Annotated in this window: 17 protein-coding genes; 5 read left to right on the top strand and 12 right to left on the bottom strand. The window is 72.1% G+C overall.

Annotated elements, in window-relative coordinates:
• Positions 1-75 precede the first annotated feature (75 nt).
• Both ACFZBD_RS19570 and ACFZBD_RS19565 read right to left on the bottom strand, forming a co-directional pair.
• Positions 76-1401, bottom strand: coding sequence for an FAD-dependent oxidoreductase (locus ACFZBD_RS19570; protein WP_391140838.1), 1326 nt, complete (start codon positions 1399-1401; stop codon positions 76-78).
• Positions 1402-1704: 303 nt separating this feature from the next.
• Positions 1705-2601: a TIGR01777 family oxidoreductase gene (locus ACFZBD_RS19565; protein ID WP_391140837.1), complete on the bottom strand. Its 897-nt coding sequence runs from the start codon at positions 2599-2601 to the stop codon at positions 1705-1707.
• Between the two features lie 47 nt (positions 2602-2648).
• Here ACFZBD_RS19565 and ACFZBD_RS19560 point away from each other — a divergent pair, with 47 nt between their 5' ends.
• From ACFZBD_RS19560 to ACFZBD_RS19550, 3 genes are all read left to right on the top strand, one after another.
• On the top strand, positions 2649-3173 hold the full coding sequence (locus ACFZBD_RS19560; RefSeq protein WP_391140836.1) for a GNAT family N-acetyltransferase: 525 nt from the start codon (positions 2649-2651) through the stop codon (positions 3171-3173).
• A 94-nt stretch (positions 3174-3267) separates the two neighbouring features.
• Positions 3268-4053: an SDR family NAD(P)-dependent oxidoreductase gene (locus tag ACFZBD_RS19555; protein WP_391140835.1), complete on the top strand. Its 786-nt coding sequence runs from the start codon at positions 3268-3270 to the stop codon at positions 4051-4053.
• Positions 4054-4226: 173 nt separating this feature from the next.
• A complete protein-coding gene (locus tag ACFZBD_RS19550) occupies positions 4227-5132 on the top strand; it encodes a Scr1 family TA system antitoxin-like transcriptional regulator (RefSeq protein ID WP_391140834.1) in 906 nt (301 codons plus the stop codon).
• Here the strand turns inward: ACFZBD_RS19550 and ACFZBD_RS19545 are convergent.
• From ACFZBD_RS19545 to ACFZBD_RS19530, 4 genes are all read right to left on the bottom strand, one after another.
• A complete protein-coding gene (locus ACFZBD_RS19545) occupies positions 5069-6268 on the bottom strand; it encodes an HTTM domain-containing protein (protein ID WP_391140833.1) in 1200 nt (399 codons plus the stop codon). The two genes, ACFZBD_RS19550 and ACFZBD_RS19545, sit on opposite strands and share 64 nt — an antisense overlap.
• On the bottom strand, positions 6258-6845 hold the full coding sequence (locus ACFZBD_RS19540; protein WP_391140832.1) for a DUF5819 family protein: 588 nt from the start codon (positions 6843-6845) through the stop codon (positions 6258-6260). The genes ACFZBD_RS19545 and ACFZBD_RS19540 overlap by 11 nt, the downstream gene beginning before the upstream one ends.
• Before the next feature lie 268 nt (positions 6846-7113).
• On the bottom strand, positions 7114-8277 hold the full coding sequence (locus tag ACFZBD_RS19535; protein WP_391140831.1) for an ice-binding family protein: 1164 nt from the start codon (positions 8275-8277) through the stop codon (positions 7114-7116).
• 418 nt (positions 8278-8695) lie between these two features.
• Positions 8696-9214, bottom strand: a complete 519-nt coding sequence (locus tag ACFZBD_RS19530; RefSeq protein ID WP_391141216.1) for a DUF4240 domain-containing protein — start codon at positions 9212-9214, stop codon at positions 8696-8698.
• A 98-nt stretch (positions 9215-9312) separates the two neighbouring features.
• Between ACFZBD_RS19530 and ACFZBD_RS19525 the strand changes: the two genes are divergently transcribed.
• Positions 9313-10260: an SDR family oxidoreductase gene (locus tag ACFZBD_RS19525; RefSeq protein ID WP_391140830.1), complete on the top strand. Its 948-nt coding sequence runs from the start codon at positions 9313-9315 to the stop codon at positions 10258-10260.
• Here the strand turns inward: ACFZBD_RS19525 and ACFZBD_RS19520 are convergent.
• The 6 genes from ACFZBD_RS19520 to ACFZBD_RS19495 form a co-directional block, all read right to left on the bottom strand.
• The gene (locus tag ACFZBD_RS19520; RefSeq protein WP_391140829.1) at positions 10251-11213 is read right to left on the bottom strand and encodes a WYL domain-containing protein; all 963 of its coding nucleotides are present in this window, start codon (positions 11211-11213) and stop codon (positions 10251-10253) included. The genes ACFZBD_RS19525 and ACFZBD_RS19520 overlap by 10 nt on opposite strands.
• Before the next feature lie 32 nt (positions 11214-11245).
• The gene (aceE, locus tag ACFZBD_RS19515; protein ID WP_391140828.1) at positions 11246-13942 is read right to left on the bottom strand and encodes a pyruvate dehydrogenase (acetyl-transferring), homodimeric type; all 2697 of its coding nucleotides are present in this window, start codon (positions 13940-13942) and stop codon (positions 11246-11248) included.
• A gap of 296 nt (positions 13943-14238) precedes the next feature.
• Positions 14239-14862 (bottom strand): FCD domain-containing protein, encoded by a 624-nt coding sequence (locus ACFZBD_RS19510; RefSeq protein ID WP_391140827.1) that lies wholly within the window; start codon positions 14860-14862, stop codon positions 14239-14241.
• 114 nt (positions 14863-14976) lie between these two features.
• Complete coding sequence (gene sucB, locus ACFZBD_RS19505; RefSeq protein WP_391140826.1) at positions 14977-16782, bottom strand: 2-oxoglutarate dehydrogenase, E2 component, dihydrolipoamide succinyltransferase; 1806 nt, start codon at positions 16780-16782, stop codon at positions 14977-14979.
• A gap of 61 nt (positions 16783-16843) precedes the next feature.
• Entirely contained in the window at positions 16844-18232 is a 1389-nt protein-coding gene (lpdA, locus tag ACFZBD_RS19500; protein WP_391140825.1) for a dihydrolipoyl dehydrogenase, read from the bottom strand.
• Between the two features lie 269 nt (positions 18233-18501).
• The gene (locus ACFZBD_RS19495) at positions 18502-20010 is read right to left on the bottom strand and encodes a leucyl aminopeptidase (protein ID WP_391140824.1); all 1509 of its coding nucleotides are present in this window, start codon (positions 20008-20010) and stop codon (positions 18502-18504) included.
• Positions 20011-20304: 294 nt separating this feature from the next.
• Here ACFZBD_RS19495 and ACFZBD_RS19490 point away from each other — a divergent pair, with 294 nt between their 5' ends.
• A complete protein-coding gene (locus ACFZBD_RS19490) occupies positions 20305-22455 on the top strand; it encodes a hypothetical protein (protein WP_391140823.1) in 2151 nt (716 codons plus the stop codon).
• Positions 22456-22472: the final 17 nt, after the last annotated feature.

The following is a 22472-nucleotide window of genomic DNA, read 5'->3' as shown; positions in this document are numbered from 1 at the left end:
GCGTCGGGCCCCGTGTCCCGGCGCGGCCCGTCGGCCGGAGAAGAGGGCGCCCTCCGGCGCCGGCGCGGTCCGCCGCTACGCCGCCACGTCGGCCGCCCGCGTCCGCTCCGCCTGCGCCGGGCGCACGCCCAGGTCGGTCAGGAGGGCGTGGGCGACGCGGCGGCCGGAGAAGAGGGCGCCCTCCGGCGTGCCCGTGTCGCGGTGGTCGCCGCAGACGTAGAGACCCGCGAGGAGGCGGACCGGACGGCGTGGGTCGTGCGGCGGGGGCATCGCGGGAAAGGCGTCGGCGGTGTGGTGCAGGGCGAGCAGCTCCCACTCGTCCGTCGACGTGCCGTACAGCGTGGCGAGGTGCTTGCGGACCCGGCGCTCCGCGTCGTCCGGCGGGGTGCCCAGAATCGTCGAGGTGACCAGGGTCCGGCCCGCCGGCGCGCGCGTCGGGTCGACCGCGCTCATCACCGCCGTGTGCGCGACCGGGCCTCCCGGGTCGGACTCCACGAGCAGCAGCGGAGCGGCGAGCGGCGCCGCGGGCGCCGTGTGGTGCAGCACCGTGACCGCGTGGAACTCCGGCGTCCGCAGCCCCGGCAGCAGCTCCGCGGCGGTACGCGCCCCGGTCGCCAGGACGACCGAACGGCAGCCGACCTCCCCGTGCTCCGCCGTCGTCACCCTCGTCGTCGAGACGTCGGTGACCCGGACGCCCGTACGGACCGTCCCCGGCGGCAGCGAGGCCGCCATCAGCTCCGGCAGCGTCCCCGACCCTCCCTGCGGCACGCACAACCGCCCCCGGGCGAAGGACCGCAGAGCCAGGTCGGCCACCCGGCTCGACACGGCGAGGTCCGGGTCGGCGAGCAGCGCGGCCAGCACCGGGCGCAGGAATCCCTGGACGGTACGGGACGGCAGCCGGGCGTTCAGCGCCTCCCGGGCGGTCCGCTCCGGCCGGGTCGACAGCCGCTGCGCGGGTGTGGCGGCGAGCCGGGCCAGTGCGGCCCCCAGCCGCGCGTGGTCCAGCGACGCGGCCGCCTGCCGGGGGGCGCTCGCGAGGGCGCGCGCCATGGTGAACGCCCCCCGCACGCTCCCCGTCCCGCCGCTCCTGACGTACCGTCCGTCGCAGTGCACCAGGGCTCCGGGCGCGAACGGACGCAGCAGGGCGCCGTCGAGGCCGGGAGTGCGGCGCAGCTCCGCGTGCGACAGGGTGAGCAGCGGGCCGACGCGGTCGAGCCGGAAACCGTCGACCTCGTCGGTGACCATCCGGCCGCCGACCCGCTCGGCGGCCTCCAGGACGATGACGCCGAGCCCCGCTCTGGTCAGCCGGTGGGCGGCGGCGAGTCCCGCGATTCCCGCTCCGACGATGACGACGTCCGTGACGTCGTCCGTGTGGTGCGCATGGCGTGCGGTACTGAGCACGTGCCCCTCCCCGGGTCGGCGCGGCTGCTGGGAGGCTCATGCCCCCAACAGACCCCCGGAATGCCCGAGTTCGCGTCCGCGGTTCCTCGCGCGCATTCAGGGGCCGTCCAGCCTAGGGACCGCTCCGGCGGATGCCAGCCGCGCGCGCCGGGGTGCACGCAGCACGGGGTGGCGCACACCCGACCCCGACCGCGCCCCCGGGCGCCGCCCCTCGGTCCCGCGGCCGTCGAGCCGCCGAGCCAGAAGACGCCAGGACCCGCAGCCGTCAGACCTCCGAGCCGGAAGACGCCCGGCCCGGAGCCGTCAGGCCGCCGCGCGGATCGACTCGTCGATGGTCGGGAACGCGAAGTCGAACCCCGACTCCAACAACCGCCCCGGCAGCACCCGCTGACTCCCCAGCACGTCCTCCGCGAAGCCGCCGAGCACCGCACGAAGGGCCGGCGCCGGCACCGTCAGTAGCGTCGGGCGGCGCAGGACGCGGCCCATCGCCGCCGTCACCTCCCGGTTGGTGACCGGCTCGGGGGCCGTCAGGTTCACCGGCCCGGACAGGGAGTCGTCGTCGATCAGATGGCGCAGGGCGGCCACCTCGTCGTGGAGCGAGATGAAGCTCCAGTACTGCCGGCCGTCGCCCATCCGGCCGCCGACCCCCGCGCGGAAGAGCGGGAACAGCCGCCCCCACGCCCCGCCCTCGCCGGCCACCACCAGGCCCGTGCGGGCGTACGCGACCCGGATGCCGGCCTCCTCCGCGGGGGCCGCCGCGGCCTCCCACTCCACGCACACCGACGGGAGGAAGCCCTCGCCCGCGGGCGCGCTCTCGTCCACCGCCCGCGTCCCCGTGTCGCCGTAGTAGCCCAGGGCCGTCCCGCACACCAGGACCTTCGGCGGCTCCGCCAGCGAGGCGAGGGCCTGCGCGATCGCCCTCGTACCGAGCACACGGCTGTCGCGGATCTCCTTGCGGTACGCCTCGGTCCAGCGGCGCTCGCCCACCCCGGCGCCCGCCAGGTGCACGACCGCGTCCACGCCCACCAGCCCGGCGGAGTCGACGTACAGCCGGGCCGGATCCCACTCCACCTCGTCCGCCGTCCGCGCGGGCCGCCGCACCAGGCGGGAGACGTGGTGGCCGTCGGCGCGCAGGGAGCGCACGAGGGCCGAGCCGATGAGTCCGGAGGCGCCGGTGACGGCGATGCGGGAGCGTTGCATGGGGCCATCCTGCCCCCCTCCCGCGAGGCCGTGGCACAGTGGCGGTCATGGCCGCGCCGGAGACACCGCTACGCACGCGTACCGCCCGCGCCGAGGACGGGGACGCCCTCGGCGCGCTGGACCGTGCCACCTGGTCACCGCTGCACGCGGTGGTGCCCGCGCCCCAGCCGCCGTACGCCCCGTTCTTCGATGACCGACACCGGCCCGAGGACCACCTGGTCGCCGAGTACGCCGATGGCACCGGGAAGACCAATGTGATCGTCGGGTACGTGCGGCTCGGGCGGCCCACCCCGCTCGCCTGCAACGCGCACGTCCGCCAGATCCAGGGCCTCGCCGTCGCCGCCGAGGCCCGCGGCCGGGGCGTGGCCCGCGCGCTGCTGCGCGCCGCGATGGCGGAGACCGTGCGTCGGGGCGGCCGGCGGATCACCCTGCGCGTGCTCGGGCACAACGCGCCGGCCCGCGCCCTCTACGCCTCCGAGGGCTTCGCGGTCGAGGGCGTGCTGCCCGGGGAGTTCTTCCTGGACGGCCGGTACGTCGACGACGTGTTCATGGGGCGGTTGCTGACGGAGTGACGGGGGGCCGCCCGAGCAGCCGCATCCCGCCGCCCAGCTCCCGCAGGTACCGCACACCCCGATCCGAGGCACCCAGCGAGAGGCCGGAACCGACATGAACCGTTACGAGAACCGCCGCGCCCTGGTCACCGGAGCCGGCTCCGGCATCGGCCAGGCCACCGCGCTCCGCATGCTCGCCGAGGGCGGACGCGTCGTCGCCGCCGACATCAGCGAGGCGGGACTGAAGGACACGGTCGCCCGGGCCGGAGCCGACGCGGAGCGCCTGACGGCCGTGGTCGTGGACGTCGCCGACGAGACCTCGGTGCGCGCGGGCGTCGCCGCCGCGGTGGGAGCGCTCGGCGGGCTCGACGTCCTGGTCAACGCGGCCGGGATCCTGCGCTCCTCGCACACCCACGAGACGAGCCTCGCTGCCTTCGAGCAGGTCGTCCGGATCAACCTCACCGGTACGTTCCTGGTGATCCGCGAGTCGATACCCGCCCTGCTGGAGGGCGACGGATCCGCCGTCGTCAACTTCTCCTCCACCTCCGCGATGTTCGCCCACCCCTACATGGCCGCCTACGCCGCCTCCAAGGGCGGCATCCAGTCCATGACCCACGCCCTGGCCGCCGAGTACGCCCGGCAGGGCATCCGCTTCACCGCCGTGCAGCCCGGTTCGATCTCCTCCGGCATGACCGACGGCACCGGCGCCAGCCGGCAGAGCGTCGGCCCCGGCCTGCCCGAGGACGCCGACCTGTCCCTCTTCCTGAAGCTCGCGCCCGCCCTCGGCCACGGCTTCGCCGGGCCGGAGACCGTCGCCGGGGTCGTCGCCATGCTGGCCGGCGAGGACGGCCGCTTCATCACGGGCACCGAGGTCCGCATCGACGGCGGCACCCACTTCTGACGTCAGGGGCACGTCCTGAGACCGGGCTCCGGGACTTGCCGAGCGGCAAATTACAGGGTCACTATCCGTTTTCGTTCCCCGCCGGGTCCGGCGGAGCGGCGTGTGATCACCGTCGGTGCCAGATGCCACCCTGTCTGCGCACGCACAGGCTTGGACCCGGAGGTACACCACCCGTGGCGGCGACAAACGACCCCACCGTCAGGGGACGACGACTGGGAGCCGAGCTGCGCCGGCTCCGTCTGGCCAGCGGCCTGACCGGTGCGCAGGTAGCGGCCCATCTGCTGATCTCCCAGGCCAAGGTCAGCCACATGGAGACCGGCCGCCGTGCCGTCAGCCTTCGCGACGTGCGGGACCTGTGCAGGCTCTATCGCGTCACCGACCAGCAGGTCGTCGATTCGCTGATGGCGCTGGCCAGGGCGTCGAGCGTGCAGGGCTGGTGGCGCACCTACGGCGACATCCCGCACAGCGCCTACGTCGACCTCGAGACGGCCGCCGTCTCGATCGACACGTACGAGCCCATGGTGGTCCCCGGCCTTCTGCAGACGCCCGCCTACGCGGCCGCGGTCATCGAGGAAACGATCCCGCTCCTCACCGTCGAACAGGCCGCCGCCCGTCTGAAGGTGCGGCTTCGCCGCCAGCACCGGATCTACGACCCCGCCGGCCTTCTTCGCCTGGGGGTCGTCCTCGACGAATCGACTCTGCGACGCGTGGTCGGCAGCCGGGAGATCATGCGCGAGCAACTGGAGCACCTGCACACCCTGAGCGCCGAACCGCACGTCACCGTTCAGGTGCTCCCGCACACCGCGGGCGCGTACCCGGGCCTGACCGGGCGGTTCTCCCTCCTCCGGTTCCCCGACAGTCTCGGGGCGGTGGTGTACCTGGAGAGGTTCACCAGCGACCTGTGCCTGGAGAAGCCCTCCGCTGTGCGGCAGTACCGCATGATGCACGACCACCTGAAGGCCCAGGCCCTCAGCGCGGACGAGACCCGCGACCTCATCACGAAGACGATCAAGCTCTACACGTCGTCGGCGCTGGGCGACGAGCCGAGTCGCGTCGGCGGCCTCCCCGTCATGGCCTGATGCCCCGGGGCGTACGGGTCGGGTGTGCCCGGCGAAGCGGCGGGCCCGCCCTGCGCGGGGACGGAGCGGGACGCCGGCGCTCGGTCGGGCGCCGGCCGTCGCGCCCCCGTCCGCCGTACCGCGCGCCGCCAGAGGCGGGCCAGGGAGGTGTAGAAGCGGTCGGGGAGGAACACAGCGTCCGCGATGAGCATCGCGCCGGAGAAGAGCGGCAGCCCCATGAGTACCGCGATACCGATGTGCATGCCGAACAGTACGGCCAGGACGGGGTACTTGAGCCTGCCGAAGAGCACGAACGGGAAGGCGACCTGCGCGAGCACCGTCACGTAGCCGGCGAGGGCGATCACCATCGGGTAGGCGGTCACGAGGTGGGACAGCGCGGGCCAGGGCTGGAACAGTTCGAGGTTCAGGGCGAAGTGGAGCGCGGTGCCACCGCCCCAGGTGGTGCCCTGGATCTTGTACAGGCCGGCTGATCCGTAGAGGAAGCAGACTTGCGCGGCGATGACGAAGAGGCCGCAGTTGTGCACCACCGTGGTCAAGGTGGTGCGGGCGTCCCGGAGCTGCCGGGCGGGGAGGCTTCTCACCGGCTCCGGCGCGGGGGCCGTACGAACCGCCCTGAGCCGCTCTCGGCGTGCGTCCAGGGACCATCGCCTCCCGCAGGCGGTGAGGACGAGGTAGAGGGACATCAGCAGGACCAGGTTGTCGCCCCCGTCCGTCATGAAGATCGCCCGCGCGTGGAACGAGGTCACCACGACGGCGAAGAGGACGGACATGACGCGGGTTCGCCAGCCCAGCATGAACAGCGCGGACGTGACGAGGGCGAGCACGTAGCAGAGCTCGAAGTAGGCGGGGTCGGCGGACAGGATCAGGACGCTGTTCCAGCCCGTCTGGTCGAAGAGTTGTTCCGCCAGCGCGGCCGTCCAGGGCGAGTCGGGACCCCAGATCTCGTTCCGGTACGGGAACTCCCGGAGCAGGAAGACCAGATAGAGGAGTCCGTAGCCGATCCGCAGAACCGCGGCGGCGTACAGCGACACCGGCCGCTCGATGAGAAGTGCCCACAGGGTTCCGATCCGGTCGAGGACCCACCGGCGGGCGGTGCCGGCGAGCGAGGCCTCGTGATCGGTCTGCTCATTTCTCATCGGGGGTCACCTTCCACCAGGGCAGGAGCCGGTTCTCGGTGGTCACCGGCGGGCGGTTTCCGGTGGCCGTGCCGGGCGCGGGGATGGCCAGGGTGACGACCCGGAGCTGCACGAATTCGAAGGTGCCGCCCTTGTGCCGGGCGGCGACGCGGTCCGCGGCGATATTGCGCAGATACTGCTGCATCATCGTGGCCCGCTCCGAGCGCGAGGTGTCGCTTCCCCCGTGCGTATCGACGTAGGAACTCCAGGCGCGGCGCAGGAGATTCTGCGAGGTGTGGCTCGGCAGCGCGCTGTGGTCGACCGCGGAATAGTCCATGTCGGTCAGGTCGAACCAGGGACTCACGCGCATCGTGCCGCTGGAATCGGTGTGCGCGGTTCTCGCCAGGACTTTCCGGTTGAAGGAGTCGGGGTCCGGGGCGAAGAGCCGCCAATTCTGCTCGAAGAGCGGATATACCCAGCCGTTCACCTGAGCGTTGTACCGCTTGGAAACGGGATTGGCGGGGGCCACGTGCAGGAACACCATGACGATATGGACCACGGTCGTGATCAGGCACAGGACGACGCAGGTGTGCAGCACCGCCTTCAGCGCACGGGCCCCCCGGGGCCGGCCGTCCGGCGGAGCGGCTCCGTCGCGAGGGGGCCGGGGGTCCGGACCCGAATCGGAGTGCTGATGGTCCTTCACGGCCGCTGATTCGAATCCGCTCGGCACCGCCCACCCTGTCTCTCTCGTACGTACCGCTCGTGCCTGAAATCTCCGCGGCTCTCGCCCACGGCGCGCGGCGGGATCCGGGAGGGATTCCGCCGCGCGCCGTCATCCGGTGAACGGGGGTCGTGGAGCCTGCCGTTCAGCCCGCGTGATCTTCATGACCCTCGGGGCCCCCGGGCTTGTCGGCGTAGCCGAAGTGCCCTTCGGAGTGCTCGCCGTGGCCCGGCTTACCGGGGCCTTCGTGTCCGTGGTCCGGCCCGCCGTGGTCCGGCCCGCCGTGGTCCGGTCCGCCGGGCATGCCGCCGTGCCCGCCGGTCATGTGCCCGCCGGTGTTCCCGGCGGTGATGCCCGACGTGTCGCCGCCGGTCGTGTTCCCGGCGGTGTTGCCCGCGGTGTTCCCGGAGGTGTTGCCGGAGATGTTCCCGGAGGTGCCGCCGCTCACCAGGCCGACGTTCGGCCCGCCGATGAGGCTGCCGCCGATCAGGCCCAGGGTCGTGCCCGTCGTCGCGCCGGTCGTGGTGCCGGTCGTCGTGCCCGTCGTGGTGCCGGTCGTCGCGCCGGTGGTGGTGCCCGTGGTCGTGCCGGTCGTCGTGCCACCGGTGGCGCAGCCGCCGAGGAAGATCCGGTTGTTGTTGAGCGTCACCTCGCCGTTACGGGCCAGCGCCCGGCCCTCGACGCTCGCCCCCTGGTTCACGAAGATCGAGGTCAGGGCCATGATCGTGCCCACGAAGGTGGAGGTGGTGCCCAGGGTCGCCGAACTGCCGATCTGCCAGTACACGTTGCACGGCGAAGCGCCGTTCGTGAGCAGGATCCGGCTGCTCGTCGCCGTCGTCAGGGCTTCCGGGATCTGGAACACCCAGACCGCGTTGGGGTTTCCCCCGGCGTTCAGGATCAGGTCGCCGGTCAGCCCGACACCGGACGTGGCCCGGTGGACGCCGGGGAGCAGCTCCTGCCCCCCACCGATCCCGGCCGGGAGCGGGAAGTCCGGGGCCTGGCCCGTCAACTGCCCGGCCGCGTTGTTGTACGCCACGACCAGGTCGCTCTTGGCCTGGGCGGCCGCGGCGTCCGCGGGGTGGATCGCGCCGAGCACGAGTCCGGGCGGGAATCCGGTGATGGCCGGGTTCGGGTGCGTCCCGAGGTCGTGGTCGAGCACCGAGTTGCCGGTGTTCGTGACGCCCTGACCGGCCAGAACGGAGTAGCTGGCGGTGGTGCCCAGAGGGACGGGCGTCGCGATGGCCATGGCCGGTGTCGACGAGACGGCGACCATGACGGCGGCGACGGTCGCGGCGAGGGCCGAGGCCACCCCGCCGGAAAGACACGGCGCCGAGCCGTGTGAGGGATATGCAGCTTCATCAAGAGGCCGATTTCTGTGGGAGGCCGTGGCGTACCGGGCCGTATCGATTGCCCGGGAGGCCTTCTAGCTGGTGCTGCATATTACGCAGGAAAATTCGTGTGCCACCGGCGAGGTGAGAGCAAAAAGGGGGGATTAATACAAACGTATTCGAGGATGTGCAGCGTGGTGAAAATATGCGGAGTCGCATCGTCGATTATCCGAGGGATAGTCCGGATAGGGGGGCTTGATTAGCTCTCCTGGCGGCAGCACCGCATATCCGCCCCCGAAGGCGAATCCGCCGCGTACGGCAGTGTGCCGCCGGTCGGGTGACCTCACGGACCCGTGCCACGGGCGTGGCGCACCGGCCGCCGACGAGCGCGTCCCCGCCCTACGCCCCGAAGCGCTCCCGCAGCCTCGGGTAGCGCGCCGCCAGCAGCGTGTCGTCCGTCAGGTCCAGCGGGGTGCCCTCCGGCTCGGCCGGCTGCGGCGGGATCCCCAGGTCCGGCGCCTCGGCGCCGGTGAGCTGCTCGTACGCCTCGTCCGCCGCGTACCCCAGCTCCTCGCCGTCCCCGTCGATCTCCTCGTCGAACTCGTCGAGGAGATCGGCCAGCGCGTCCGGATCGTGCACCGCGCCCTCGAAGACCTCACGCCCCTGGCCGATCAGCCAGCACCGGAAGTAGTCGAAGGCGTCGTCGCCGGCCCCGCCGAGCAGGACCGTCGCCGCGCCCCACAGATCCCAGCGATAGGCGCGGTTGTAGCGGGCCTCGAAGTGACGGGCGAAGTCGAGCACGGAGTCCGGGTCGTACTGCAGCAGCCGCTCGACGAGCAGGTCGGCGTGGTCCTCGGGGTCGCCCTCGGCGGCCTCGCGGGTGGAGTCGATGATCTCCCAGAACTCCGTCTCGTCCATCACGGACCAAGCATCGACCGTGCGGGAGGGCGACGCACCCCGAAACGGCGGAATCAAACCCGACAGAGGATGTCCGGCTTTCCTGCCAAGGTCGTCCCATGACGACTGAAACGACGCCGCACACCGGCACGCACGAGCCGCTCGCCGGCAGGATCGCCCTGGTCGCGGGCGCCACCCGGGGCGCCGGCCGCGCCATCGCCGTCCAGCTGGGCGCCGCGGGCGCCACGGTGTACGTCACCGGCCGCACCACCCGCGCCAAGGTCAGCGAGGTCAACCGGTCCACCGAGACCATCGAGGAGACGGCCGAGCTGGTGACGGCCGCCGGCGGCGAGGGCATCGCCGTCCCCACCGACCACCTGGAGGTCGAGCAGGTACGGGCCCTCGTCGCCCGGATCGACCGGGACCACGGCCGCCTCGACATCCTCGTCAACGACGTCTGGGGAGGCGAGCACCTCCTCGTCCCCGCCTTCGGGAAGAAGATCTGGGAGACGGACCTGGACAGCGGGCTGCGGATGCTGGAACTGGGCGTCAAGACGCACGTCATCACCAGCTCCGTCGCCTTGCCGCTGCTGGTCCGCCACCCCGGCGGGCTGGTCGTGGAGGTGACGGACGGGACCGCCGAGTACAACACCCGCTTCCGGGAGAACTTCTTCTACGACCTCACCAAGAACGCGCCGCTCCGGATGGCCTACGCCCTCGCGCACGACCTGAAGGAGGTCGGCGGGACGGCCGTGGCGATCACCCCGGGGTGGCTCCGTTCCGAACAGATGCTGGACCACTTCGGGGTGACCGAGGCGAACTGGCGCGACGCGGTCGAGAAGCTCCCCGACTTCGCCGTCGCCGAGTCCCCGGTCTACGTCGGCCGGGCGGTCGCCGCCCTGGCCGCGGACCCGGACCGGGCCCGCTGGAACGGCCGGTCCCTCTCCAGCGCGCAGCTCGCCCGGGAGTACGGCTTCACGGACGCGGACGGCTCCCGCCCGGACGCCTGGGCCTTCATCGCGGCCAAGGAGGCCGGCGGGGACGTGTCGGTGGACGACTACCGGTAGAGCGCGGCGAGGGCCCGGGCCGCCTCGGCGAAACGGTCCCGGAGCGAGGCCGGCCCCAGCACCTCCGCCTCCGGGCCCAGCGCGAGCAGCTGCGCGAAGGCGACCTCCTCGTCCTCCACGCGGAGCGTCGCCGTCACCCGGCCCTCGGCGTCCGTCGAGCCGGCCGCCAGCGCCTCCTCGGCGGCCGCGCGGTCCGTCACGTACGGCAGCCGGCGCGCCCCCGCCGCCGAGAGCCGCAGCACGACCTCGGCGCGCAGGATCGACCGGGCGAACTCCGCCGACCGCTCGGCCCAGAAGGCCGGCAGGTCGAACCCCTCGTCGCGGGTGAAACGCTCCTCGGCGAGGGCGACGGCCGCGAAGCGGTCCACCCGGTAGGTACGCAGCGCCGTACCGGAGCGCGCGCAGAGGTACCAGACGCCCGCCTTCAGGACCAGGCCGTAGGGGGCGAGGACGCGCTCCACCTCGCCGTCACTGCGCCGGTAGCGCGTCGTGATCAGCCGGTCGTCCCAGACCGCCTCCGCGATCACCGGCAGCAGCTCGGGCGTCAGCGGCTCCTGCCACCAGCCGGGCGCGTCGAGCAGGAACCGCCGGGCCGCCGAGTCCGGGGCGTCCCGCAGCGAGGGCAGCAGCGCGGCGGACACCTTCAGCCGGGCCGCCGAGGCCGCGTCCTCCAGGCCCATGTCCCGCAGCGCGCCCGGCAGCCCGGACAGGAACAACGCCTCCGCCTCGCCGCGCGCCAGGCCCGTCAGCCGCGTGCGATAGCCGCCGACCAGCCGGTAGCCCCCGGCCCGTCCCCGGTCCGCATACACCGGAACCCCCGCCTCCGAGAGGGCGAGGGCATCGCGGGTGATGGTGCGTTCGGAGACCTCCAGCTCCTCGGCCAGTTCGGCCGCCGTCATCGACGGACGGGACTGGAGCAGCAGCACCATCTTGATCAGCCGGGCAGCGCGCATGACACGCATTCTGCCCGGCCGACCGGCGGCCGCTACAGGCCGTAGCGCTCGCGCGCCTCCTTCACCGCCGAGGCCTGGACCTCGCCGCGGCGGGCGAGCTGGGCCAGGGCCGCGACCACGATCGACTCGGCGTCGACACCGAAGTGACGACGGGCCGCCGCACGGGTGTCGGAGAGACCGAAGCCGTCCGCGCCGAGCGAGGAGTAGTCCTGCTCGACCCACTGCGCGATCTGGTCCGGCACCTGGCGCATGTAGTCCGACACCGCCAGGACCGGGGAGTCGACCCCGTCGAACGCCTGACGGATGTACGGGATCCGCTCCTCGCCGCGCAGCAGCGCCGCGTCGGCCTCCAGCGCGTCGCGCCGCAGCTCGGTCCAGGAGGTCGCGGACCACACGTCGGCGGCCACACCCCACTCCTCGGCGAGCAGCTTCTGCGCGGCCAGCGTCCAGTGGATGGCCGTGCCCGAGCCGACGAGCTGGACGCGCGCGGCGTCCGCGGCCACCGACAGACCGGCCGACTCCGCCGTGTTGAAGCGGTACAGGCCCTTGATGATGCCCTCGTCGACGCCGGACGGCTTGGCCGGCTGCGGCATCGGCTCGTTGTAGACGGTGAGGTAGTAGAAGACGTCCCGGTCCTCGCCCTCGGCGGCCTCGCCGTACATCCGGCGCAGACCCTCCTTGACGATCGCCGCGACCTCGTAGGCGAACGCCGGGTCGTAGCTCAGCGCGGCCGGGTTGGTCGCCGCGATCATCGGGGAGTGGCCGTCCGCGTGCTGCAGGCCCTCACCGGTCAGCGTCGTACGGCCCGCGGTGGCGCCGACGAGGAAGCCGCGGCCGAGCTGGTCGCCGAGCTGCCACATCTGGTCGGCGGTGCGCTGCCAGCCGAACATCGAGTAGAAGATGTAGAACGGGATCATCGCCTCGCCGTGCGTCGCGTACGACGAGGAGGCGGCGATGAAGTCGGCCATGGACCCGGCCTCGGTGATCCCCTCGTTGAGGATCTGGCCGTTGACGGCCTCCTTGTAGTACATCAGCTGGTCGCGGTCGACCGGCTCGTACGTCTGCCCCTTCGGGGAGTAGATGCCGAGCGACGGGAAGAGCGACTCCATGCCGAACGTGCGGGCCTCGTCCGGGACGATCGGGACCCAGCGCTTGCCGGTCTCCTTGTCGCGGACCAGGTCCTTGACGAGGCGGACGAAGGCCATGGTGGTCGCCACCGACTGCGAGCCGGAGCCCTTGTCGAAGGCGGCGAAGGCCTTCTCCGCCGGGGCCGGCAGCGGCGCGAGGGCGTGCGTGCGGCGCGCCGGGGCCGGGCCGCCGAGGGCCGCGCGGCGCTCCTGGAGGTAGCGGACCTCGGGGGCGTCGGCGCCGGGGTGGCCGTACGGCACCACACCGTCGACGAACTGCGCGTCCGAGATCGGCAGCTCCAGCAGGTCGCGCATGTTCTTGAACTCGTCCACCGAGAGCTTCTTCATCTGGTGGTTCGCGTTCTTGGAGGCGAAGCCCTCGCCGAGGGTGAAGCCCTTCACGGTCTGCGCGAGGATGACCGTCGGAGCGCCCTTGAACTCCAGGGCGGCCTTGTACGCGGCGTACACCTTGCGCGGCTCGTGGCCGCCGCGCGAGAGGTGGAAGCACTCCAGGATCTTGTCGTCGCTCAGCAGCTTCGCCATCTCGACGAGCGCCGGGTCGGAGCCGAAGAAGTCCTGGCGGATGTAGGCGGCGTCGCGGGTCTGGTACGTCTGCACCTGCGCGTCCGGGACCTCGCGGAGGCGGCGGACGAGGGCGCCGGCGGTGTCGAGCGCGAACAGCTCGTCCCAGGCGTTGCCCCACAGGGACTTCACGACGTTCCAGCCGGCGCCGCGGAACTGGGCCTCCAGCTCCTGCACGATCTTGAAGTTGGCGCGGACCGGTCCGTCGAGGCGCTGCAGGTTGCAGTTGATGACGAAGGTCAGGTTGTCCAGACCCTCGCGGGCGGCGAGCGCGAGGGCCGCCGTCGACTCGGGCTCGTCCATCTCGCCGTCGCCGAGGAACGCCCACACGTGCGAGGCGGAGACGTCCTTGATGGCGCGGTTGGTGAGGTAGCGGTTGAAGCGCGCCTGGTAGATGGCGGAGAGCGGGCCCAGACCCATGGAGACGGTCGGGAACTCCCACAGCCAGGGCAGGCGGCGCGGGTGCGGGTAGGAGGGCAGGCCCTCGCCGCCCGACTCCTGCCGGAAGTTGTCGAGGTGCGCCTCGGTGAGGCGGCCGTCGAGGAAGGCGCGGGCGTAGATGCCGGGGGAGGCGTGGCCCTGGATGTAGAGCTGGTCGCCGGAGCCGTCCTGCTCCTTGCCCTTGAAGAAGTGGTTGAAGCCCGTCTCGTAGAGCCAGGCCGCGGAGGCGAAGGTGGCGATGTGGCCGCCGACGCCGTGCTTGGCCCCCCGGGAGACCATCGCGGCCGCGTTCCAGCGGTTCCACGCGGTGATCTTCCGCTCCATCTCCTCGTCGCCGTCGACGGCCGGCTCGGCGGAGGTGGGGATGGTGTTGACGTAATCGGTCTCCAGCAGCTTGGGCAGGGCCAGGCCCGCGCCCTCGGCGTGCTGGAGTGTGCGGCGCATCAGGTAGGCGGCCCGATGAGGGCCGGCGGCCTTGGTGACGGCGTCGAGGGAGGCCGCCCACTCGGCGGTCTCCTCGGTGTCACGGTCCGGGAGCTGGTCGAGCTCACTCGGATTCTTGCCTACGGGATCGGTCATGATCGCCGCCTTCCGGACAGATGGGGGTGGAGAAGGGGTGCCATGTCTGGCAGGACAGGGCGAAGGGCCGGGGTGCGGCCCGCCGAAGACTGTAATCCGACGATCGATGATCGATCAAAGGGTTGAAGGGGAAAACCTCTTCAGATCGAGAAAGTCGGCACAGGGTGCCGCGAAACAGGGCACCGGGTGCCTTGTTTTCGCAGGTGAGGGGCGGTACGGACAGGGCCGTCTGAGAGGGCGCTCGCACGAATGAGCGGACCCGCCGCAACGGATCCGCTCACGAGAGAAAGGGGAGGTCAGGCCCGGGGGGCGCAGCCCAGGACATGCGCCTTGACCATCGCGCCGATGTTCGGATCACCCCGGCGGAACGCCTCCACCAGCTCCTGGTGCTCCTCGGCGTACGACTTCTGCACCGTGCCCAGCCAGCGGATCGACAGCGCCGTGAAGACCTCGATGCCCAGGCCCTCCCAGGTGTGCAGCAGCACGCTGTTGCCCGCGGCCTTCACCAGCTCCCGGTGGAAGGCCACCGTGTGGCGCACCTGCGCCGTGCCGTCGGCCGTCCGGTCCGCCTCGTACAGCGCCGTCACATGCGGCTCCAGGGCCGAGCAGTCGGCCGCCAGCCGGGTCGCCGCCAGCTCGGCCGCGATCTGCTCCAGACCGGCCCGGACGGGATAGCTCTCCTCCAGGTCGGCCGCCGTCAGGTTCCGTACCCGTACGCCCTTGTTGGGGGCCGACTCGATCAGCCGCAGCGACTCCAGCTCGCGCAGCGCCTCCCGGACCGGGGTCTGGCTGACCTCCAGCTCCGTGGCGATCCGCCGCTCCACGATCCGCTCGCCCGGCTTCCAGCGACCACTGACGATGCCCTCCACGATGTGCTCGCGGATCTGTTCGCGCAGCGAGTGGACGACGGGCACGCTCATGAAGCCGCTCCTTAGGGACGTGCTGACGCCTATGACAATACGGCGGCGCCCCTGCCGGGAGTACTCCCGAACAGGGGCGCCGCTGGTGAGCCTTGTTACAGCTCGGTAGCTTGCCTACAGGCCGAGCTCGACCTCGAACTCGCCGGCCTCGAGGATCGCCTTGACCGCGGTCAGGTAGCGGGCGGCGTCCGCGCCGTCCACCAGACGGTGGTCGTAGGAGAGCGCGACGTACGTCATGTCGCGGATCGCGATCGTCTCACCCAGGTCCGGGTGGTTGACGACGACCGGACGACGGACCGTGGCACCGATGCCCAGGATGGCGACCTGGTTCGGCGGCACGATGATCGTGTCCCAGAGCGCGCCGCGCGAGCCGGTGTTGGAGATCGTGAAGGTCGCGCCGGAGAGCTCGTCCGGCGTGATCTTGTTGCCGCGGACCTTGCCGGCCAGCTCGGCGGTGGCCTTCGCGATACCGGCGAGGTTCAGACCGCCGGCGTTCTTGATGACCGGCGTCATCAGACCCTTCTCGGAGTCCACGGCGATGCCGACGTTCTCCGAGTCGAAGTACGTGATGGTGCCCTCGTCCTCGTTGATCCGGGCGTTGATGACCGGGAAGGCCTTCAGCGCCTGGGCCGCCGCCTTCACGAAGAACGGCATCGGGGACAGCTTGACGCCCTCGCGGGCCGCGAAGGAGTCCTTCGCGGCGGCGCGCAGGCGCATCAGCTTGGTGATGTCGACCTCGACGACCGAGGTCAGCTGCGCCTGGCCGTGCAGCGCCTTCATCATGTTGTCGCCGATGACCTTGCGCATGCGAGGCATCTTGACGGTCTGGCCGCGGAGGGGAGAGGCCTCCAGAGCCGGGGTCTTCGGCGCCGCGGCGGCCGGGGCCGCCGGAGCCGGAGCGGCCTTCTTGGCCTCGGCGGCCGTGAGGACGTCCTGCTTGCGGATACGGCCACCGACGCCGGTGCCCTTGACGGCCGCCAGGTCGACACCGTTCTCGGTGGCGAGCTTGCGGACCAGCGGGGTCACGTAGGCGCCGTCCTCCGCCGGCTGTGCGGCGGCGGGGGCGGGAGCGGCCGGGGCCTGCGGAGCCGGGGCGGCCGGGGCCGGAGCGGCGGGAGCCGGAGCCTGGGCGGCCGGAGCCGGAGCCGGGGCGGGAGCCGCGGGGGCGGCCGGAGCCGCCGGAGCGGGCGCCGGAGCCGGAGCGGCGGGGGCCTCGGCCGCCGGGGCCGGAGCGGCCGGGGCCGGAGCGGCGGCCGGGGCAGCACCCTCGGCACCGATGACGGCCAGCTTGGCACCGACCTCGGCGGTCTCGTCCTCGCCGACGACGATCTCCAGGAGAACGCCGGAGGCGGGGGCGGGGATCTCGGTGTCGACCTTGTCCGTGGAGACCTCGAGCAGCGGCTCGTCGGCCTCGACCGACTCGCCGACCGACTTCAGCCAGCGGGTGACGGTGCCCTCGGTGACGCTCTCGCCGAGCGCCGGCAGGACGACGTCGGTGCCCTCGGCGGAACCGCCGCCGGAGGTGGCCTCGGCCGTCGGAGCCGGAGCCGGCTCCTGGACCTCGGTGGAGGGGGCGGCCTGCGGCGCGGCGGCCGGGGCCTCCTGCTGCGGGGCCTCCTGCTGCGGGGCCTCGGCGGGGGCCTCGGCCTGCGCGGGCTCGGCGGCCGGGGCGGCGGCACCCGAACCGTCGTCGATGACGGCCAGCTCGGCGCCGACCTCGACGGTCTCGTCCTCGGCCACCTTGATGGAGGCCAGCACGCCCGAGGCCGGGGCGGGGATCTCGGTGTCGACCTTGTCGGTCGAGACTTCGAGCAGCGGCTCGTCGGCCTCGACACGCTCACCCTCGGCCTTGAGCCAGCGGGTGACGGTGCCCTCGGTGACGCTCTCGCCGAGCGCCGGCAGGGTTACGGAAACCGACATGGTTTCAGTTGCTCCTAACGAATTGCGGAAGTGGTCGTCGCGCCCGTGGATGACGTGAGCGTCAGTCGTGGGAGTGGAGAGGCTTGCCGGCCAGCGCCAGGTGCGCCTCGCCGAGCGCCTCGTTCTGGGTCGGGTGGGCGTGGATGAGCTGCGCGACCTCCGCCGGCAGCGCCTCCCAGTTGTAGATCAGCTGCGCTTCGCCGACCTGCTCGCCCATGCGGTCACCGACCATGTGGACGCCGACCACGGCACCGTCCTTGACCTGGACCAGCTTGATCTCGCCCGCGGTCTTCAGGATCTTGCTCTTGCCGTTGCCCGCGAGGTTGTACTTCAGGGCGACGACCTTGTCCGCGCCGTAGATCTCCTTGGCCTTGGCCTCGGAGATGCCGACGGAGGCGACCTCGGGGTGGCAGTACGTCACCCGGGGCACGCCGTCGTAGTCGATCGGGACGGTCTTCAGACCGGCCAGGCGCTCCGCCACCAGGATGCCCTCGGCGAAGCCGACGTGCGCGAGCTGCAGCGTGGGGACCAGGTCGCCCACGGCCGAGATCGTCTCCACGTTCGTACGCATGTACTCGTCGACGAGGACGTAGCCGCGGTCCATCGCGACGCCCTGCTCCTCGTAGCCGAGACCGGCCGAGACCGGGCCGCGGCCGATGGCGACGAGCAGCACCTCCGCCTCGAAGGTCTTGCCGTCGGCCAGGGTGACCTTGACACCGCTGTCGGTGTACTCGGCGGACTGGAAGAACGTGCCGAGGTTGAACTTGATGCCGCGCTTGCGGAACGCGCGCTCGAGAAGCTTGGAGCTGTTCTCGTCCTCGGCCGGCACCAGGTGCTTCAGGCCCTCGATGACCGTCACGTCGGTACCGAAGGACTTCCACGCCGACGCGAACTCGACGCCGATGACACCGCCGCCGAGGATGATCGCGGACTCCGGGACACGGTCCAGGGTCAGCGCGTGGTCCGAGGAGATGATCCGGTTGCCGTCGATCTCCAGACCCGGCAGCGACTTCGGCACGGAACCGGTCGCGAGGAGGACGTGCCGGCCCTCGACGCGGCGGCCGTCCACGTCGACGGAAGTCGGGGAGGAGAGGTGGCCGTGACCCTCGATGTATGTCACCTTGCGAGAGGCGACCAGACCCTGCAGACCCTTGTACAGGCCCGAGATCACGTCGTCCTTGTACTTGTGCACGGCCTTGATGTCGATGCCCTCGAAGGAGGCCTTGACACCGAACTGCTCCGCCTCACGGGTCTGGTCCGCGACCTCACCGGCGTGGAGCAGGGCCTTCGTGGGGATGCAGCCGTTGTGCAGGCAGGTGCCGCCGAGCTTGTTCTTCTCGATCAGTGCGACGTCCAGGCCCAGCTGCGCTCCGCGCAGCGCCGCGGCGTAACCGCCGCTACCGCCGCCGAGGATCACTAGGTCGAAAACGGTGCTGGCGTCGTTCGCCACGTCACGTCCTCCATGCATGTGCGCCGGTCGCCGGCCTTCTGACCGGGCGGCGGCTGGTGTTCGGCCGCTTTTTATTCGGCCCTGTGGTGGGGGCCCTGTCCTGCCGAGAACCCATCTTCGCACTTGTTGCCGGACGGCGGGACGCGGGGCCGCTCAGTGAGACCGGGTGAGGGGGTGTTTTCCGGCGAGCCCGGGCCCCCGGGGGCGCCGGACGGGCGACGGGTACGGCCCCGGGAACCCTCCCGGGGCCGTACCCGTCGCGCGGACCGTCAGAGCTCGCCGTCGGCCGTGCGCTCCGCCAGCTTCACCAGGGTGCGGACCGAGGAGCCCGTGCCGCCCTTCGGGGTGTAGCCGTACGGCGCGCCCTCGTGGAAGGCCGGACCCGCGATGTCCAGGTGGGCCCAGGTGATGCCCTCGCCCACGAACTCCTTGAGGAAGAGACCGGCGACCAGGCCGCCGCCCATCCGCTCGCCCATGTTGGCGATGTCGGCCGTGGGGGAGTCCATGCCCTTGCGCAGGTCCGCCGGGAGCGGCATCGGCCAGGACTGCTCGCCGACCTCGCCGGCGATCTCGTGGATCGCGGTGCGGTAGTCGTCGTCGTTCGCCATGATCGCGAAGGTCCGGTTGCCCAGCGCCAGGACCATCGCGCCCGTCAGGGTCGCCACGTCGACGATCGCGTCCGGGTTCTCCTCGGACGCCTTCGCCAGCGCGTCGGCCAGGACGAGCCGGCCCTCGGCGTCGGTGTTCAGGACCTCGACGGTCCGGCCGCTGTACATCCGCAGCACGTCGCCCGGGCGGGTGGCCGAGCCCGACGGCATGTTCTCGGCGAGCGCCAGCCAGCCCGTGACATTGACGGCCAGGCCGATCCGGGCCGCCGCGACGACCGCGGCGAACACGGCGGCGGCGCCGCTCATGTCGCACTTCATCGTCTCGTTGTGCCCGGCCGGCTTCAGCGAGATGCCGCCCGAGTCGTACGTGATGCCCTTGCCGACCAGGGCCAGGGTCCGCTCGGCGTCCGGGTGGGTGTAGGCGATCCGGACCAGGCGCGGCGGGTTCTGCGAACCGGCGCCGACACCCAGGATGCCGCCGTAGCCGCCCTTGGCGAGCGCCTTCTCGTCGAGGACCTGGACCTTGAGGCCGTGCTCCTTGCCCGCGGCCTGAGCCGTGGCGGCGAAGGCGGCCGGGGTCAGGTCGTTCGGCGGCATGTTGATCAGATCGCGGGCGCGGTTGATCTCCTCGGTCAGCGCCAGCGCGCGCTCCGCCGCCGCCTTGAAGGCCTTGTCGCGCGGCTTGGCGCCCAGCAGGGCGATCTCGGCCAGCGGCCGCTTCCCGTCCTTGCCGATCTCCTGGTAGGCGGTGAAGGCGTACGCGCCGAGCAGAGCGCCCTCCGCGATCGCCTCCACGTCCTCCGGGGCGGTGACCGGCAGCGCGAACGCGGCCTTCTTCGCCCCGAACAGCGCGCGGGCGGCGTTGCCGGCGGCGCGGCGCAGGGCCTCGGCGCCGAACGGCTCGCCGTCCTCGGGCGCCGCGCCCAGGCCGACGGCCAGGACGACGGGGGTCTTCAGGCCGGCGGGGGCGGGCAGCTTGAGGGCCTCACCCTCGGCACCCGAGGCGCCCAGGGTCTCCAGGACGGCGGCGAGCCGGCCGTCGAACGCCTTGTCCACGGCCTCGGCGCCCGGAGCGACGACGAGGGCCTTGCCCGACTTGGCGACGCCGACGACGAGCGCGTCGGCGCGCAGCGTCGCCGCACCGGCGGTGCTGAGAGTGAGAGCAGTCACGGTGGTGAAATCTCGCTTCCATTGAGTCCTGTGGCGGTCGAGGGATGGGCCGACCGTGCCCGCCGCATCGTATTTCGGCCCAGACGGCGCCGTGAACGAGCCTACGCTCGCCGTCCGTGTTCGCTCACGGCGACGGTGATTCACTCATCCGTGGTGTCTCTTTCACGTTTACCGCGCAGAGTCGGAACGCTCGTCCACACTCGCCTCATTCACGCAAGCGCGGCACCCGCGTCTTCGCATCATCTCCACAGGTCCCCCCGGTTCGGGCGACCTGCCGAGGGGGGACACGACTCGATGGAATCCGACCGAATCCGCACGCCGGGACCCGACCCGCTCCACACGCCGGGAGCGCCGGGAATCCGCGGAACCGGCGCCGCCGGGGCCCGGACGCCCGGAGCCGCCCGCTCCGGACGCCGGGGCCGTACGGCGGGCGCCCTGCTCGCCGCCGCCCTGCTCGCCACGGTCCTCCCGTCGGCCACGGCGAGCGCCGCCGCCCCGCCGGCCCCGCGGATAGACCTCACCGTCCTGGTGCTCGACGACGGCGGCAGCGCGGTGGAGGCCATCACCTCCGAACTGCGCTCCACCGGCGTGCCCTACCGCAGGATCGACCTGAACGACCCCGGCCGGCCGGTCATCACGGCCGCCTTCCTCAGCGACCCCACGGACAGCGCCACCGGCCGCCCCCGCGCCAAGTTCCAGGGCGTGGTCGCCCCGCACGAGTCCGCCTTCGGCCCCGACTCCGCCGAACAGGCCGCCCTCGTCGCGTACGAGAAGAGCTACGGCATCCCGCAGGTCGACGCCTACACCTGGGCCCACCCCGGCGTCGGCCTCGACTACACCAACGACCACGGCTTCTCCGGCCCCCTCGACGGCACCACCGCCTCCGTCACCGCCGCCGGCAAGGCGGGCCCCTTCAAACACCTCGACGGGCCGCTCACCTTCGAGGACAACGACCCCACGCTCTCCGAGAGCCACGGCTACGCCGGCCGCCCCCGCGCGGGCTACACCAGCTACCTCGACATGCCCGTCGAGGACGGCGGCCGCGCCAGCCTGATCGGCGAATACGCCCACGACGGCCGCCGCGAACTGGTCGTCACCTTCGCCTACAACCAGTACCAGCGGCAGTTCCGGGCGCTCGCCCGCGGCATCGTCGAATGGCTCACCCAGGGCGTCCACCTCGGCCAGAGCCGCAACTACTTCTCGGTCCACGTCGACGACGTCTTCGCCCCCGACGCCCGCTGGGACACCGCCCGCAACTGCACCCCCGGCGACTTCGACTGCGTCGGCGGCGACGGCGAGGGCGAGAACCCGATCCGGATGACCGCCGACGACGCCCGCCACGCCGCCGCCTGGCAGAAGTCCGCCGGCTTCACCCTCGACATGGTCTACAACGGCGGCCAGGGCGAGCAGTGGAAGACCGAGCACGCCGGCAACGACCCGCTCGCCGACCGGCTGATCGCCGACCGCGCCCAGTACCGCTGGGTGAACCACACCTACACCCACCCCTTCCTCGGCTGCATCCAGGACAACACCACCGTCCCCTGGCAGTGCGCCAAGAACACCGCCGGCACCACCCTGTGGACGAGCCGGAGCGAGATCTCCGCACAGATCCGGAACAACCACACCTGGGCCGTCGGCAAGGGCATCGCGGTCGACCGGAGCGAACTCGTCACCGGCGAGCACTCCGGCCTCAAGACCCTGCCGCAGCAGAACGCCGACAACCCCCACCTCGCCGGCGCCCTCGCCGACAACGGCGTCACCTGGCTGGCCAGCGACAACTCCCGGGAGCCCGCCCAGCGCCCCGTCGGCGCGGCCAGGACCGTCCCCCGCCACCCCATGAACGTGTACTACAACGTGGGCACGGCAGCCGAGATGGCCGACGAGTACAACTGGATCTACACCTCGCGCGCCGACGGCGGCAGCGGGATCTGCGAGACCAACCCGGCCTCCACCTGCCTGCCCGGCCCGCTCGACACCGCCACCGGGTACGCCTCCCACATCGTCCCGCAGGAAGCCCGCATCGCGCTCTCCCACATCGTGGCGAACGACCCGCGCCCGCACTACGTCCACCAGTCCAACCTCGCCGAGGAGCGGCTGCTCTACCCCGTCCTCGACCGGGTCCTCGCCGACTACCGCGGCCTCTTCGCGGACAGCGCCCCGCTGGTCAACCCGCGCCAGCGCGACGTCGGCACCGAGCTGAGCCGCCGGGCCGCCTGGGACCAGGCCCTCGCCGCCGGAAAGGTCACCGCCTACCGCGTCGGCGCGACCGTCACGGTCAAGGCCCCGTCCGGAGTGAACGCCCCGATCACCGCCCCCGAGGGCACCCGCAAGCGCCTCCTCCTCGGCACGACGCCCTTCGGGACGGCGTACGCCGGCAGCCGCTCGGCCTGGACCACCCCCGAGCTGCTGCAGACCGCGATCACACTTACGCTCCCGTCCGCCTGACCAGCACGTTCTGGGGG

The sequence above is a fragment of the Streptomyces sp. NPDC008121 genome (assembly GCF_042957155.1).
Classification (GTDB): domain Bacteria; phylum Actinomycetota; class Actinomycetes; order Streptomycetales; family Streptomycetaceae; genus Streptomyces.
This window is presented reverse-complemented; position numbering and strand designations above follow the sequence as displayed.

Bases quoted from the DNA above. Each gene is read 5' to 3' on its own strand.
- ACFZBD_RS19510 (WP_391140827.1), bottom strand. From the start codon at position 14,862: ATGAGCGTGCCCGTCGTCCACTCGCTGCGCGAACAGATCCGCGAGCAC.
- ACFZBD_RS19530 (WP_391141216.1), bottom strand. From the start codon at position 9,214: ATGGACGAGACGGAGTTCTGGGAGATCATCGACTCCACCCGCGAGGCC.
- aceE (WP_391140828.1), bottom strand. From the start codon at position 13,942: ATGACCGATCCCGTAGGCAAGAATCCGAGTGAGCTCGACCAGCTCCCG.
- ACFZBD_RS19545 (WP_391140833.1), bottom strand. From the start codon at position 6,268: ATGAGAAATGAGCAGACCGATCACGAGGCCTCGCTCGCCGGCACCGCC.
- ACFZBD_RS19525 (WP_391140830.1), top strand. From the start codon at position 9,313: ATGACGACTGAAACGACGCCGCACACCGGCACGCACGAGCCGCTCGCC.
- ACFZBD_RS19555 (WP_391140835.1), top strand. From the start codon at position 3,268: ATGAACCGTTACGAGAACCGCCGCGCCCTGGTCACCGGAGCCGGCTCC.
- sucB (WP_391140826.1), bottom strand. From the start codon at position 16,782: ATGTCGGTTTCCGTAACCCTGCCGGCGCTCGGCGAGAGCGTCACCGAG.
- ACFZBD_RS19490 (WP_391140823.1), top strand. From the start codon at position 20,305: ATGGAATCCGACCGAATCCGCACGCCGGGACCCGACCCGCTCCACACG.
- ACFZBD_RS19520 (WP_391140829.1), bottom strand. From the start codon at position 11,213: ATGCGCGCTGCCCGGCTGATCAAGATGGTGCTGCTGCTCCAGTCCCGT.
- ACFZBD_RS19565 (WP_391140837.1), bottom strand. From the start codon at position 2,601: ATGCAACGCTCCCGCATCGCCGTCACCGGCGCCTCCGGACTCATCGGC.
- ACFZBD_RS19560 (WP_391140836.1), top strand. From the start codon at position 2,649: ATGGCCGCGCCGGAGACACCGCTACGCACGCGTACCGCCCGCGCCGAG.